Raw genomic sequence first — 12,966 nt, forward strand, 5'->3', positions numbered from 1 at the left:
AGCGACCCACCTACAACCCCTGCGTCCCACCCGCATGTCGGCCTCCGGACGAAACCCCAAGATTCGGGGAGAGGCGCGGCCCTCAGCGAACCGCATCCTCTTGGCTGGGTGAGGTACGCACCAGGAAGTGGGAATCAACTGGCCATTCAGGCCATGCGAGGACCCACTCGAGCGAAAACTTTCTCCAGCCGTCATCCGCGCGATCGGTTCGTCCGCTAACGAAATTCTTTACCCCCTTGGGTACGCGGATTCTTCATGTAGGCCTTGCGGTACCCCACACCATGCACAGCGTTCGGCTCACACCATGCGGCCCGTGTACCGACGCACTCTGGGACTCCTCGCGACCACCGCCATCCTGGCGGGGGCTGGCTTCGCCACGTTCAAACTCGATGCGCGCGGACAGAAGATGGCCCGCGCGCGCGCAGCTCAGGTCTCGGGTACGGCCCTGGCCGGAGCCCGGGAGAACCTCAGCGCCCGGCTGCGCGAGGTGGAGGCCCGGGCCGTGGCGGGTGCCTCCCTCAACCCCGTGCGCGCCCTCGTCGCCGAGCGCGTCGACGACGCGACGCTGCTGGATGCTTTTGGCACCGAGGCCTGGTGGCAGGCCTTCCGGGAGGAGTTCACCGTCCACGCTCTCGTGGAGGGCTCCCATCGCTTCGACTTCACCCCGGACGGCGTGGCCCGTCCGGCGGATCTCTCTGCCCTGCTGAGCGCCGCGGAGACACGCCCCCTGGCCTCGAGCCTGCTGCTCGCCGGAGGCGTGCCGCACCTGGCCGCCGCCTCGGCGGTGGATGTCCCTGTCGTGGGACAGCCTGGCCGCGCCCTGCTGGTGCTCGCCCGTCCGCTGGCGGCTCCGGAGCTCGAGGCGATCGCCAGGCAGGCCCGCGCCTCGCTGCTGCTCGTGGATGCGCAGGGCCAGCCCCTCTCGCGCGCCGGTGTCGCGCCCCTGGAGGCCGTGCCCTCGCTGGACGCGCCGCTCACCGGGCCTCGGGGCGAGTGGGCCCTGGCGCGGGCGGAGGTGGCTCCCGGCTTGTTCCTCTGGGCCCGGGCGGACACGCATGTGGAAGCGGCGCAGGCGCGCGGCGCGGCGCGGGCGATCATGGTGCCCGTGTGGCTCACCGCCCTGCTGGCCTCGGGCGTCGCCCTCTGGCTCGGCCTGCGCCCCCAGCGCGACAAGGCCACCGCGGAGATGCTCGCCCGGCGGACCCAGGAGCTCGCCGCCGTGAAGGCCGAGCTCGAGCTGGCCCGGGTGTCGCTCACGGGCATGCCGGCCATCAAGGACTCCATGCTCCCGGTGGCGCCACGCACGCGCACCGAGCCCTCCCTGTCGGCGCCGGTCCCCTTCGGCCGCTATGAGCTGCTGCGGCAACTCGGCGAGGGCGGCATGGCGCGGGTGTACCTTGCGCTCGCGCGGGGCACGGGCGGCTTCGAGCGCCTGTTCGTCATCAAGCGCCTGCACGAGCCGCTGGCGCGCCAGTCCGACGCGGTGAAGCAGTTCATGGACGAGGCCCGGCTGGGCGCCAGCCTCGTCCACTCCAACATCGTGCCCGTCTATGACTTCGGCCAGGTCGAGGGCGAGTACTACATGGCCTCGGAGTACATCCTCGGCAGGGATCTCGACGCGGTGCTGCGCCGTGCCTTCGAGCGGGACGGCTACCCGCTGGAGCCCGCCACCGTGTTCTTCGTGGCGCAAGAGGTGCTCAAGGCGATCGGGTACGCGCACACGCGCACGGACTCGCAGGGCCGGCCGCTGGGCATCGTCCACCGGGACGTGTCGCCGATGAACATCCTGGCCTCCGCGCGTGGCGAGGTGAAGCTGCTGGACTTCGGCATCGCCAAGAGCACCGAGCGCTCCACGCGCACCCAGGCGGGCCTGGTGAAGGGCAACGTGAACTTCATCTCCCCGGAGCAGGCGCGCGGGCTCGAGGTGGATGGGCGCGCGGACCTCTTCTCGCTGGGCCTCACACTCTACTGGTGCCTCACCGGGGAGCTGCTCTACGACGGGAACAACGACTTCGACCGGCTCCTCTGCGCCGCCGAGGGCCCGAGCGAGGCGCATTGGGAGCGCATCGCCCGGCTGCCCCAGCCCGCCGCCTCCATCCTCTACCGCGCGCTGCAGCCGCACCCCGCCGATCGCTTCCAGTCCGCCGAGGAGTTCGCCCTGGCGCTGCCTCCGGTGAGCTCCGAGGACGTGGCGGGCCTGGGCCGAACCATGTTGCGCCTGTTCGGCGAGGAGCTTCGCGCCGAGGCGGCTTACCGCAAGGCCCTGTCCACCGTGTCGGGCGCGACGGCCTCTCCGCTCGGACAGATCCACACAGGCTGACGCCGCGCTTCGCGCCCTGTCGCCTCCCGTCCAGCCCCACGCGAGGTACCCCATGACGTGTGAGTCCCACCCTTCGATCCGCGCGGCGCTCGCCCTGGGCTTGTGGCTCCTGCTGCCGGCCTGTGGGCCCTCCAGCACAGCCTCGGAGCCCACGCCCCACATCTGGACGCTGCGCCAGATGCGCGAGGCCTCCGCCGCCTCGGGCACCATCGCGGGCGTCTCCGCCACCGAGTGGGTGACGCCCCGGGGCCAGCCCATCGCCCAGTGGTCGCCGCCCTACGCCTCCGCCGCGCTCGTGCAGTCGACGGAGCAGGATGGGCTCAACGTGCTGCCCGCCTTCAGCGAGGGTCGGCCCGCGGCCTTCTCCGTGCCGGAGGTGTGGGAGCGCGTACCGGAGGTCTGGGTCCAGCCCTGGTACGTGCTCGTCACCGAATACGTGCCCTCCAACCCTGGCTCCAAGCGGCTCAAGGACTCGCTGGCGCTGGTGGACATCGAGGAGGAGAGCCTCTTCTACAGTCCCTTCTGGGAGATCATCTACGTCGTCGTCCCCCAGGACACGCCGCCCGACCGGTACACGAGCGCCGCGGCCCTCTTCGCCGCCGGGCTGCCCATGCACCGGGGCGGAGGCCTGCTGGCGCCACTCACACCGGAGGACGTGCTGCCGGCCATCGCCGAGGGCCACACCGGCCCGGTGCGTCCGCTCACGGGAGAGAGCGTGGGCAACGCGGGCAAGGGCGAGGTGTGGCTGCACGGACGGCGCGTGCCGTACCTGAGCTTTGGTTCGAACACCTTCACCTGGAGCACGGAGGCGAACCGCGTCGGCATCATCGACGAGGTGGCCCTCTATGTCTTCGCGCGCGCCGGGGAGGATGGGCGTCCGCGGCCGCTCGGGCTCCCGGCGATCCTTGGCACCGGGCCTCGCGGGGCGGGCCGCGCGCCACGGATCTCCTCTACCGGAGTGCCCCAGTTCGGCACGCTCACCCGGCCGCACTTCGCGCTGCTGCCGAACACCGCCGGTCCCTTCATCCCCGGCACCCTGGACCTCTTGAAGGAGGCGCTGCGCGGCGAAGGCGCCCTCGCCGTGGTGGACGTCCACCCGGACATCGAGGCCCGCGCCGACGCGAAGGACTACGTGCTCCGGGTGGCGCTCAACCCCGAGTGCTTCAAGGACCCGGCGAAGTTCCCCGGGACGTGCCGCTGGCTGGACTCGCAGGCGGCCGTGGAGACGAACCTGGCGCCCTCGAGTCTCCAGGCGCAGGACGTCCTCTTCACCTCGCCGGTCCTCTTCTATGACGGAAAGAAGGTGGGTAGATGAGTGCGCACCCGCTGCTGGCTCCGCCCCTCGCCCTGCTGCTGCTGGCCGCGCCGCTCGCGCAGGCGACCCAGGAGTCCGAGGCCCCTTCCTCCTCCTCCGAGCCCGTGGCGGACGCCTCGGGCGTAGTGCTCCCGGAGTCCCTGCCAGGCATCGCGGAGGAACCCGAGGCTCCTCCCGAGACTCCGGTTCCCACGGGCTACACCCCGGAGGAGGAAGTGGAGGTCTCGCCGTTCCGCATCTCCGGCTACGTGGACGTGGGCTTCGCCAAGGCACAGGGCCGGGGCAGCTCCTTCCACCCGGATGACACGCGGGTGCCGGCCGACTACGGCGCGGATGCCTTCGCTCCGGCGGTGAACTCGCGCGGCGAGGTGGCCTCGCTGGATGCGAGCGGCCGCTTCGTCAACGGCTTCCTGCCTCACACGGTGGACATTGGCGGGCATGGCTCGTTCCTGCTCAACACCGCCAGCCTGGATCTCTTCTATGAGCCCGGGTCTGCGCCGGTGCTCGTCTTCGCGCGGGCGCAGTTCCTTCCGCGCTTCGAGAAGGGCAGCGGCGGGACACGGCTGTTGCTCCAGCAGGCGTTCGGCCGCGTCACCCCGTTCGCGGGCAACGAGTTCACCGTCACGCTGGGCCGGTTCGACTCCGTGTTCGGCATCGAGTACCTGGAGAACGAGGCGCCGCTGCGCACCGGCATCACCCCCTCGCTCATGGCCCGCTACACCACCGGGCACCAGCTCGGGGCCAAGGCGCTCTACCGGCGGCAGTTGCCCTCCATCAACTCGGCGGTGTCGCTGAACACGGCGGTGACCAACGGCAGCAGCCGGGTGGACAGCCTCCAGACGGCGGACCTGAGCCTGACGGGAGCGCCCTACGTGAGCGCGCGGCTCGGCTACGAGCTGCAACTGCTGCGGCTGCAGGTGAAGCTGGGCCTGAGCGGACAGACGGGCGCGCGCAACGATCAGAACGATGCCCACGTGCGGCAGACGCAGCTCGGCGCGGACGCGCGCCTGACGGCCGGGTGGCTGAGCCTCGCGGCCGAGTACGTGCGCGCGCGGGACGGAGCGGGCACGGCGCCCGGCAAGCACACCGGCACCGGGGACTTCTTCTACGCCTCCAGCTTCGCGGTGGACGGCTTCTACGGCACGCTGGCGCTGGCGCTGCCCGTGGAGCGCGACGCGCTGCGCACCGCCACCGTGTATGGCCGGTATGACCGGCGCGCGGCCGAGTTCCACGGCTTCGGCGGCATCCTCACCTCGCGCTTCACGGTGGGCACGCGGCTGGACTTCTGGAGCGTGCTGTCGCTCAAGGCCGAGTACCTCTTCAACCGAGAGAACGCCGGCGCGCCGCGCGTGGACAACGACGTGTTCGCCGCTTCGGCCGTCTACCTCTTCTGAGCCCTTTTCTTCCTGGAGTGACTGCCATGTCCTCGCACGCACGCTCTCCGCTGGCGCTCCTCGTCGCGGTCCTGCTCGCCCTCCCCGCCCGCTCCGCCCCGCCGCCCGAGGCCTCCGTGGCCCGGATGCCGCTGCCCGTGGTGGTGCGCACCCCGGAAGACAAGGCCTTCCAGGCCACGGCGGAGCGCCAGTACTTGATCTTCAACCTGCTGGCGAGCGGCCGCCTCGCGTATGACCGGGGCGACATGGCCACCGCCGCGTCGCACTGGGAAGAGCTGCTGCAGGTGCCTGGCCTGCCCATGGAGCTGGAGGCCGTGGTGAAGCCGCTGGCGCAGGAAGCCCGGCAAAAGGCCGGAGGCACTGGAGGCGCCGGAAGCGCAGGAGCCAAGGTCGAGCTGCCCATGCCACCTCCGCCCCAGGGCTATTCCCTGATGCCCACGAAGGTCGAAAAGCCTTCCCGAAAGGCTCCCAGCAAGCCGCGCGTGGAGGTGCGCCGCTCGCAGGCGAGCCCCCTGGGCACGCTCGAGGGCACGGTGCAGGGCGGCCCCGGGGGCGCGGGCGGCGCGGTGGTGTGGCTGACGCGGGCCAACGGCCCCACGCCGAAGCCCAGGGCCGCGCCGAAGCAGACCGTCGTCCAGCGCGGGAAGCGCTTCCTGCCGCACGTGCTGGCGGTGCCCGTCGGCACGGAGGTCGTCTTCCTCAACGAGGACAAGATGTTCCACAACGTCTTCTCGCTCAGCCGGCCCAATGAGTTCGATCTGGGGCTCTACGAGAAGGGAATCGCCCGCTCCCAGCGCTTCGACGCGCCAGGCGTGGTGCGGCTGCTGTGCAACATCCACGCGTCCATGTCGGCGTTCGTCTACGTGGTGGACTCACCCTGGTACACCCAGGCGGATGGCAAGGGCCAGTTCACCCTGCGTGGCGTGCCTGCGGGCGAGTACGTGCTACATGCGTGGCATGAGCTGTCCGCGAAGCCGAGCACGCAGCGGGTCACCATCACCGAGGGCGTCGTCACCATCACGGCCACCGTCACCACGGATGCCGAGCGCACCGCGTACGCCCCGGACAAGGCGGGCAAGCCCCGCCAGCCCCAGCTCGGGTACTGAATGAGCGAGAGCGCCTCCTGGCGGCCCTTCGAGGGCGGTAGCACCCTGGGCCTGTCCGGCTCGCAGGGGGGCACCATCACCTGGGACGAGGAGTACGGCGGGCAGGCGCGGCTCACGTTGGAGCAGGACGAGAGCCGCTCCTTCCACGCCATCACCTGCGGCATCACCGGGTGGATGCTCCACACCCGCTTCTTCGGCGGCGCCAGCGAGGCGTTCGCCGCCTTCGAGGAGATGCGCCCCGCTCTGGTGGAGCTCGCCTCGCGCCTGCCCGAGGGCGGCCCTCGGAACGCACAGGAGGGGGCGCGCGTGGGAGGCCCGCTGCTCTCGGCCTTCCTCGCGCGCTTTCCCTGAACCGCGCGCCGCTCAGTAAACGACGAGCGGGTGCGGGATGTAGTAGCTGACGATGCTCAGCACGGGGATGCGCGGGCCGTCGTCATCCCCCTCGATGGCGCCCGAGGTGGTCCGCATCCCGTCGAAGCGCGCGAGGATGACGAAGTCCTTGCCCGGAGAGAGGAACGGATCGGCCTTCGTCAGCCGCCCAAGCGCCTCGCGGCCCGTGTCGGAGGACACGTTGTCATAGTGGATGACGGTGTCCCCGCTGCGGCGGGTCTCATTCTTGGAGAACGAGCCCGCGAGCTGCCCGCCGCCAAGCGTCGTCTGCCCACCCAGGTTGCCCGAGGTGGTGGCGTTGGACTCCTTGCGGCGCACCACGCCGACGGGCTGCTCGCTGGCGACGGAGCCCAGCCCCTGCTCCACCAGCCACACGGTGGGCTTCTCATCCTCGCTGCGCATGTCGCCCACCTGGGCGCGCACGAGGATGTAGCGGCCCTTGTAGGTGTCCGGCTGAGCAATGGCCGAGGAGAGCGAGAAGATGGGCAGCCTGCGCTCATGCAGCAGCCGCAGGTCCCCATCCACGCTGCCACCGCGCAGGGCCACCACGCGGGCGAGCAGCGCGGCGGCCTCGGGCCGGCTGCGCAGCTCCGGGGCCCACTCGGGCGACAGCAGGGCCTGGAGTTGCGTGAAGTAGGTGCCCTCCGCGCAAGCCTTCAACGCCGCCCACGCGTCCTCTCGGGATGTGGGCAGGTAGCGCCGGGCCTGGCGCTCGCACACGGAGGGGTTCGGGTACTGCGCGGCGAACGTCTTCACATTGAGGGGATCGGGAGGCAGCTCGGCCTTCAGCGAACCGGAGGAGGAGGGCCGCTCGGCCTCCGCTTCCTCCTGCACGTTGGGGCGGGAGCTGGAGCAACCCATCATCGCCAGCGCGCCCAACAGGGCCCAGGCCTGGCGCACCACTCGCTTCGAGGGAAGCCGGATGTCTTGGTTCATGGCGGTCACCTTCTGCTGCGCCTACAGCGACGTCGAGCCACGGCTCGAGCGCGCCTCGGCCTTGGGAAGAGGAGCGGAGACGGTGTCCACGGCGGCCTTCACCTGCGTCTCCTGCAACACGGTGGACAGCGCCTGGTAGCAGGCGCGCGCGGCGGGAGCAAAGCGCCCCTTCGCGTCGATGAGGGACACGGTGCCCTCCAGCCCGCAGCGCTCGGTGGCGGCGGAGTACCTCTTCTCGCACGCGCCCGAGAGCCCCTTGTCGGCCTTGGCCTCGCTCGAGGGAGGACGGGCCGCCTCCGCGCACAGCGCGCGCCCCAGCTCCTGCACGAGTCGCACGTTGTTGGCCGCCTGCTCGCGGTTGGGCTCGGAGGCCGTCACCTGGGCTTCGAAGACGCACTCCTTGCCCGCGCGCAGTGTGTCCACGGTGCAGGACCACGCCGTGGGCGACTCATCCGCCACGGGAGGCGCTTCGAGAGAGTGAGCGGCAGAGGGCTGCGCGCCTTCATTCGGCGCCGCGCCCAGCATCATGGAGAGGAGGACGACCGTAACCATGACTCCGCAGCGTAGGCCCGAGCGGGCCTCCGCTCAATCGGTGCCCGGCCGAACTGTTTCCCCTGCTATCTCGCGGGCTTTTGCGCACCCGTGCCCACCCGTCTGGAGGGCAGGCGAGCGTGTGGCCCTCTCCATGTGGAAGTGGTTGTGACACCCCGTCCGAGCCCCCACCTTGCAGGAAAGGAGGCACTTCATGCGTCGGTCGTGGTGGAGCCTGGGAGCGCTGGTGGGGCTGGGGCTCGCAGCCTGTACGAAGGATGCGCCGCTGGAGAGCGAGGGCGTGCTGGGCGGCCGGGACGTCGCCGAGTTCCGCGGGACGGTGACAGCCGTGAGCGGCACCCAGTTCATCCTCCGCGACTCCCAGGGAGAGGAACATCCGTTCGAGATCGACGACAAGACGGACTTCTTCAGCCGTGGGAAGCCTGTGGAGCGACTGCAGCTCCAGGAAGGCAAGCAGGTCCGAACTGTCTACGACGAACGGGAGGGCGAGTGGGTCGCTCATAAGGTGGAGATCGTGGAGTAGATCGTCTCCATGAAGACGACGCTCCGCGCGCTCCTCGCCTCGCTGGTGGCACTCGGGCTGCTGTCGGCATGTAGCCGCTCCGAGCGCGCCTCCGAGCCCCAGGCCCAGAGTGGCACCCCCGTCACGGTGAAGGGCTCCGACACGATGGTGCAGTTGGGCCAGCGCTGGGCGGAGGACTTCATGAAGCAGACCCCGGGAGCGACCATCCAGGTGACGGGGGGCGGCTCCGGCACAGGCATCGCCGCACTCCTCAACGGCACCACGCACATCGCGATGTCCAGCCGCGCCATCAAGGAGGCGGAGTCGCAGCAACTCCAGACCCGCCACAAGACGGCGGCCCGAGAGATCGTGGTGGCGAAGGACGGAGTGACCTTCTACGTCCCCGAGACCAACCCACTCACCGCGCTCACCCTGGAGCAGCTCAAGGGCATCTACCTGGGCGACATCACCCACTGGAAGGACGTGGGCGGACCGGACGAGACGATCGTCGTCTATTCGCGCGAGAACTCTTCCGGCACCTACGCCTTCGTGAAGGAGCACCTGCTCGGAGGGCAAGACTTCACGCCCCGGGCGCTGACACTGCCGGGCACGGCGGCGGTGGTGAACGCGGTGTCCAAGGAGAAGAACGGCATCGGCTACGGCGGCGCCGCCTACGCCAAGGGCATCAAGGAGCTGAAGATCAAGATCGGCGCCGAGGAGATCGCCCCCTCGCAGGAGAACATCCAGAGCGGAAAATACCCGCTCTCACGCGATCTGTTCTTCTACGTGCGCGGGGAGCCGACCGAGGCCGTGAAGCAGTTCATCGACTTCGCGCTCTCTCCCGAGGGCCAGCGGATCGTCACGCAGGTGGGCTACTTCCCGGTGAAGTAGCCCCCTGTCCGAAAAAAGGTCACTTCTAGAGGTCTAGAAGTGACTTTCTCGCCATCACTGCACCAGCCGCTTGATGTCGCCGCAGGCGATGTACGAGCCGCCGCCGGCCACGGTGATGACCTCGTCGACGACGTAGAGGACGTTCTCCTCGCGGATGTCGCGCGGGAAGCGCATGTTGAGGTTCGGATTGAAGCCGTCGGAGACGACACGGGCGCGCAGCTTGCTGCCCTCCTTCACGCACTGGACGAGCACGCCGGCGCCCACCGCGTTGGTGGTGGGCAGATCCTGCGCGGAGCCCGTGACCTTGGAGGCCTTGCCGCTCTTCTTCGCCGCCGAGCCACCCGAGGCGCGGGCGCCGCGCTCCTGGCCCGGCTGCACCAGCCGCTTGATGGTGCCCTGGGCGCGGTAGAACGTCCCATCGGCGGACGGCACCAGCTTCTCCACCACGTACGTGACACCCTCCTCGCGGGCGCTGCGCGGGAACTGGATGTTGAAGGAGGCGTCGTAGCCCTCGGAGACGGCGCGCACGCGCAGCTTGCCGCCCTCACGCTCGCACTTCACGATGATGCCGCCCTCGGCACTGGACACCGACTCCAGCTCATCGGCCGAGCCGCCCGCCGTGCCACGCAGCGCCAGATCATTCCGGTTGCGCGTGCCGGCCTGGTAGGACTGATCCCTCAGCTCCTTGCGGATGACGGAGTCGTACTTCCGGGCCTCCAGCCGCTTGGCGTAGTGCTCGAGCTGGTCCACCTCCTCGAGGATCTCGAAGCTGCTCTTGTCGATGTTCGCCGACAGCGTCGCGATGGTGTTGCGCAGCTGCTGCGAGGCGCCCTTGAAGTCGCCCTGGTCCGCCAGGGTGATGGCCTGCTCCTTCACCTGGGCGATGCGCAGCCGGTTCGTCTGCGCCAGCACGTTCTTGTCCGCGGACAGGGCGCTGGCCTCCTCCTCCGAGCCCAGCGTCACCGTGACGGGCAGCTCGCCGGAGAACTCCTTCAGGGCACCGTCCACGAGCGCCTGGTACTTGTAGGCCACCGTGAGCAGCGGCACGTTGCCCGGGGCGGCGCCCGCGTCCACGGAGAGCTCCATGGCGAGCTGCCGATCCTCGGTCGTGGACACATCGCCCAGCCCGACCTCGACCTGCGCGCCGCGCGCCTCGAAGCGGTAGCGGTTGAGCACGCTGGACACCTTCACCGTGGGCGCCGGCTGGATCGTCACCACCAGGTTCTGCGCGGCCACCGAGGACAGGCCCTCCATCTCGATGCCGAACACGCCCACGGCGTCATCCGGCGACTGGATGAAGTAGAAGTGCCCCTCTCCCGCTCCCGCCATGCCGATGAGCAGGTCCTCGTTGAAGTTGCTGCCAAAGCCCAGCGTGGTGGTGGTGATGCCGCTGCCCGCGCCCTCCTTCACCCGGGCGAGGATCTGCGCCGGATCCGTGACGCCGACGTTCGCCTGCCCGTCGGTCAGCAGCAGCACGCGGTTGATCCGCTCCTTGCTCTGCTGGGTCTTCACATGGTCGAGGCCCTGCTTCCAGCCGCCAGTGAGGTTGGTGCAGCCCGCGGCGCTCACCTTCGACAGCGCCTTCTCGATGGCCGCGCGATCCTGCACGCGCTGAGGAGAAAGGAACGTGGTGGGCGAGTCGTCGTACCCGACGATCGAGATCCAGTCCTCGGGCCCCATCCGCTCGACGAGGTTGCGCGAGGCCTGCAGCGCGTGCTTCAGCGGCGGGCCCGCCATCGAGCCCGAGCGATCGATGACGAGGCTCAGGTTCAAGCCTCGCCGTGCGGCGCCCGCGGACTCCGCGCGAAAGGACACGAGAACATCGACCTTGGACGAAGTGCCCACGGGGAGCACCGGACGGCTCAACGTAAACAGGGTTTTCATGGACTCCCAGCGTACTCGCCCCTACCCAGAGCGTCACTCGGTAGCCTTATGAAGGTACAGGTAGGTATAATCCCCCTAGCAGGAGCGAAGGAGGGACCAAAACCTGGATCCACTCCTCCTACCTGTCGCGGCTATAGTCGCGCCGCACCGGAGGAAAAATGCGTCCGTCGCGAATGATGCGGGTGGTGGGGTTCAACGTCGACCGAGTGGTATCGGATGCCACTACGGATCCCGAGGTCCTCCGCCTCGACAATTTCGGAACGGATCTGCCGCCTCCTCCCGAGGCGATCGCCGCCACGCGGGAGGCGGTGGGGACCAGTGACGCGAACAGCTATGTCCCGTTCACGGGCAACGCGGGCCTGCGCCAGGCGGTGGCGGCGCGGCTCAAGCGCCAGTGCAACCTCTCCTATGATCCGGACCGGCAGATCGTCATCACCGCCGGCGGCACCCAGGGGTTGATCTCGGCGCTGCTGGCGATCATCGAGCCGGGCGACGAGGTGCTGCTCACGGATCCGACGTACGCGGGAATGATTCACCGTGTCACGTTCGCCGGCGGCGTGCCGATGTTCGTGCCGATGAAGGTGGTGGACCGTCGCTGGCGGCTGGACCTGGACATGCTGCGGGCGATGGTGACGAGCCGCACGCGCGCCATGGTGCTGTCCAACCCGAACATGCCCTCGGGACACGTGCTGTCGGAGGCCGAGTGGCTGGCCATCCGCGAGCTGTGCGTCACGCGCAACCTGTGGCTGCTCTATGACGCCGCGCTGGAGGGCGTGCTCTATGACGGGCTGCAGCTGCGCCACCCGGCGACGCTGACGGGCATGCCGGAGCGCACGCTGATCGTCGGCTCGGTCTCCAAGGAGTACCGGATGATCGGCTGGCGCATCGGCTGGATCGCCGGCCCACCCAAGGTGATGGCGGACGTCTTCTACACGCACAGCTACCTGGTGATTGCCCCGCCGGGCATCGCCCAGAAGGGCGCCGAGGTAGCGCTGCGGGCCGAGGACGGCGGCGTCTCGGCGGCGATCTCCGAGTGGCAGCAGCGGCGCGATCTGATGATCGAGCAGCTCGAGGGGCTACCGCTGGTCATCCCCGAGGGCGGCTGGAGCATGCTGGTGGACGCGCACGCCCTGGGTTACAGCGCCACGGACGCGGCCTCGATCCTGATGAGCCAGGCGAAGGTGGCGGCCACGCCGATGACGAACTGGGGCTCTTCGGTGGCCGAGCGCTACATCCGCCTCGTGTTCAGCTACGAACCCCAGGAGCGGCTCAAGCAACTGCGCGAGCGGCTGCGCCGTACCTCGCTGTTGCCCTGAGCGGACACCCACCTGCCCCGCGCTCCAATTGCGCGCGGGGCTTCCGCCTCCATCCTTCGAAGCACGTGGTGCCCGGCACCACGCTCAGGAGGAGGCTCCATGGCCCAGTGCGAAGTGTGCGGCAACGAGTACTACCTGGCCTTCCAGGTCGTCACCGCGGGCGTCACCCACACCTTTGACTGCTTCGAGTGCGCCATCCACAAGCTGGCGCCCATCTGTGACCACTGCGGCTGCAAGATCCTGGGCCACGGCATCGAGGCGCGGGGCTCGTTCTACTGCTGCGCCCACTGTGCCCACGCGGAAGGGTCCACCGAGATCGTGGACAACGCGGAGCACGCGAGCCCCATCTAGATCGCCCTC

12 protein-coding genes are annotated in these 12,966 nt (G+C 69.6%); 9 read left to right on the forward strand and 3 right to left on the reverse strand.

Going from position 1 to position 12,966, the window contains the following annotated elements:
* Positions 1-313: 313 nt before the first annotated feature.
* Genes SYV04_RS34220 through SYV04_RS34240 form a run of 5 tightly spaced genes read left to right on the forward strand, consistent with a single transcriptional unit; the run spans position 314 to position 6,486 of the window.
* The gene (locus tag SYV04_RS34220) at positions 314-2,320 is read left to right on the forward strand and encodes a serine/threonine-protein kinase (RefSeq protein ID WP_321550210.1); all 2,007 of its coding nucleotides are present in this window, start codon (positions 314-316) and stop codon (positions 2,318-2,320) included.
* A 52-nt stretch (positions 2,321-2,372) separates the two neighbouring features.
* Positions 2,373-3,635 (forward strand): hypothetical protein, encoded by a 1,263-nt coding sequence (locus SYV04_RS34225; RefSeq protein ID WP_321550211.1) that lies wholly within the window; start codon positions 2,373-2,375, stop codon positions 3,633-3,635.
* A complete protein-coding gene (locus tag SYV04_RS34230; RefSeq protein WP_321550212.1) occupies positions 3,632-5,029 on the forward strand; it encodes a porin family protein in 1,398 nt (465 codons plus the stop codon). Before SYV04_RS34225 ends, SYV04_RS34230 begins: the two co-directional genes overlap by 4 nt.
* A 26-nt stretch (positions 5,030-5,055) precedes the next feature.
* Positions 5,056-6,135 carry a hypothetical protein gene (locus SYV04_RS34235; RefSeq protein ID WP_321550213.1) on the forward strand — a complete coding sequence of 360 codons (1,080 nt, stop codon included), beginning with the start codon at positions 5,056-5,058 and terminating at the stop codon, positions 6,133-6,135.
* Positions 6,136-6,486, forward strand: coding sequence for a hypothetical protein (locus tag SYV04_RS34240; RefSeq protein WP_321550214.1), 351 nt, complete (start codon positions 6,136-6,138; stop codon positions 6,484-6,486).
* A gap of 12 nt (positions 6,487-6,498) precedes the next feature.
* On the opposite strand, the gene SYV04_RS34245 is transcribed toward SYV04_RS34240, so the two are convergent.
* Positions 6,499-7,461 carry a hypothetical protein gene (locus SYV04_RS34245; RefSeq protein ID WP_321550215.1) on the reverse strand — a complete coding sequence of 321 codons (963 nt, stop codon included), beginning with the start codon at positions 7,459-7,461 and terminating at the stop codon, positions 6,499-6,501.
* Positions 7,462-7,482: 21 nt separating this feature from the next.
* Positions 7,483-8,013, reverse strand: a complete 531-nt coding sequence (locus SYV04_RS34250; RefSeq protein WP_321550216.1) for a hypothetical protein — start codon at positions 8,011-8,013, stop codon at positions 7,483-7,485.
* Between the two features lie 193 nt (positions 8,014-8,206).
* Here SYV04_RS34250 and SYV04_RS34255 point away from each other — a divergent pair, with 193 nt between their 5' ends.
* Together SYV04_RS34255 and SYV04_RS34260 are read left to right on the forward strand one after the other, a co-directional pair.
* Positions 8,207-8,536, forward strand: a complete 330-nt coding sequence (locus tag SYV04_RS34255) for a hypothetical protein (RefSeq protein ID WP_321550217.1) — start codon at positions 8,207-8,209, stop codon at positions 8,534-8,536.
* Between the two features lie 9 nt (positions 8,537-8,545).
* The gene (locus SYV04_RS34260; RefSeq protein ID WP_321550218.1) at positions 8,546-9,406 is read left to right on the forward strand and encodes a phosphate ABC transporter substrate-binding protein; all 861 of its coding nucleotides are present in this window, start codon (positions 8,546-8,548) and stop codon (positions 9,404-9,406) included.
* Positions 9,407-9,460: 54 nt separating this feature from the next.
* Here the strand turns inward: SYV04_RS34260 and SYV04_RS34265 are convergent, their stop codons facing one another.
* Positions 9,461-11,290: a vWA domain-containing protein gene (locus SYV04_RS34265; RefSeq protein ID WP_321550219.1), complete on the reverse strand. Its 1,830-nt coding sequence runs from the start codon at positions 11,288-11,290 to the stop codon at positions 9,461-9,463.
* Positions 11,291-11,448: 158 nt separating this feature from the next.
* Between SYV04_RS34265 and SYV04_RS34270 the strand changes: the two genes are divergently transcribed.
* Positions 11,449-12,606, forward strand: coding sequence for a pyridoxal phosphate-dependent aminotransferase (locus tag SYV04_RS34270; protein ID WP_321550220.1), 1,158 nt, complete (start codon positions 11,449-11,451; stop codon positions 12,604-12,606).
* A gap of 99 nt (positions 12,607-12,705) precedes the next feature.
* Entirely contained in the window at positions 12,706-12,957 is a 252-nt protein-coding gene (locus tag SYV04_RS34275) for a hypothetical protein (protein ID WP_321550221.1), read from the forward strand.
* The last annotated feature ends 9 nt before the right edge of the window (positions 12,958-12,966 follow it).

Source organism: Hyalangium ruber (genome assembly GCF_034259325.1).
In the GTDB taxonomy this organism is placed as follows: Bacteria; Myxococcota; Myxococcia; order Myxococcales; family Myxococcaceae; genus Hyalangium_A; species Hyalangium_A rubrum.

Coding starts and splice junctions, on each gene's coding strand:
- SYV04_RS34225 (WP_321550211.1), top strand. CDS start 2,373: ATGACGTGTGAGTCCCACCCTTCGATCCGCGCGGCGCTCGCCCTGGGC.
- SYV04_RS34230 (WP_321550212.1), top strand. CDS start 3,632: ATGAGTGCGCACCCGCTGCTGGCTCCGCCCCTCGCCCTGCTGCTGCTG.
- SYV04_RS34235 (WP_321550213.1), top strand. CDS start 5,056: ATGTCCTCGCACGCACGCTCTCCGCTGGCGCTCCTCGTCGCGGTCCTG.
- SYV04_RS34240 (WP_321550214.1), top strand. CDS start 6,136: ATGAGCGAGAGCGCCTCCTGGCGGCCCTTCGAGGGCGGTAGCACCCTG.
- SYV04_RS34245 (WP_321550215.1), bottom strand. CDS start 7,461: ATGAACCAAGACATCCGGCTTCCCTCGAAGCGAGTGGTGCGCCAGGCC.
- SYV04_RS34250 (WP_321550216.1), bottom strand. CDS start 8,013: ATGGTTACGGTCGTCCTCCTCTCCATGATGCTGGGCGCGGCGCCGAAT.
- SYV04_RS34255 (WP_321550217.1), top strand. CDS start 8,207: ATGCGTCGGTCGTGGTGGAGCCTGGGAGCGCTGGTGGGGCTGGGGCTC.
- SYV04_RS34260 (WP_321550218.1), top strand. CDS start 8,546: ATGAAGACGACGCTCCGCGCGCTCCTCGCCTCGCTGGTGGCACTCGGG.
- SYV04_RS34265 (WP_321550219.1), bottom strand. CDS start 11,290: ATGAAAACCCTGTTTACGTTGAGCCGTCCGGTGCTCCCCGTGGGCACT.
- SYV04_RS34270 (WP_321550220.1), top strand. CDS start 11,449: ATGCGTCCGTCGCGAATGATGCGGGTGGTGGGGTTCAACGTCGACCGA.
- SYV04_RS34275 (WP_321550221.1), top strand. CDS start 12,706: ATGGCCCAGTGCGAAGTGTGCGGCAACGAGTACTACCTGGCCTTCCAG.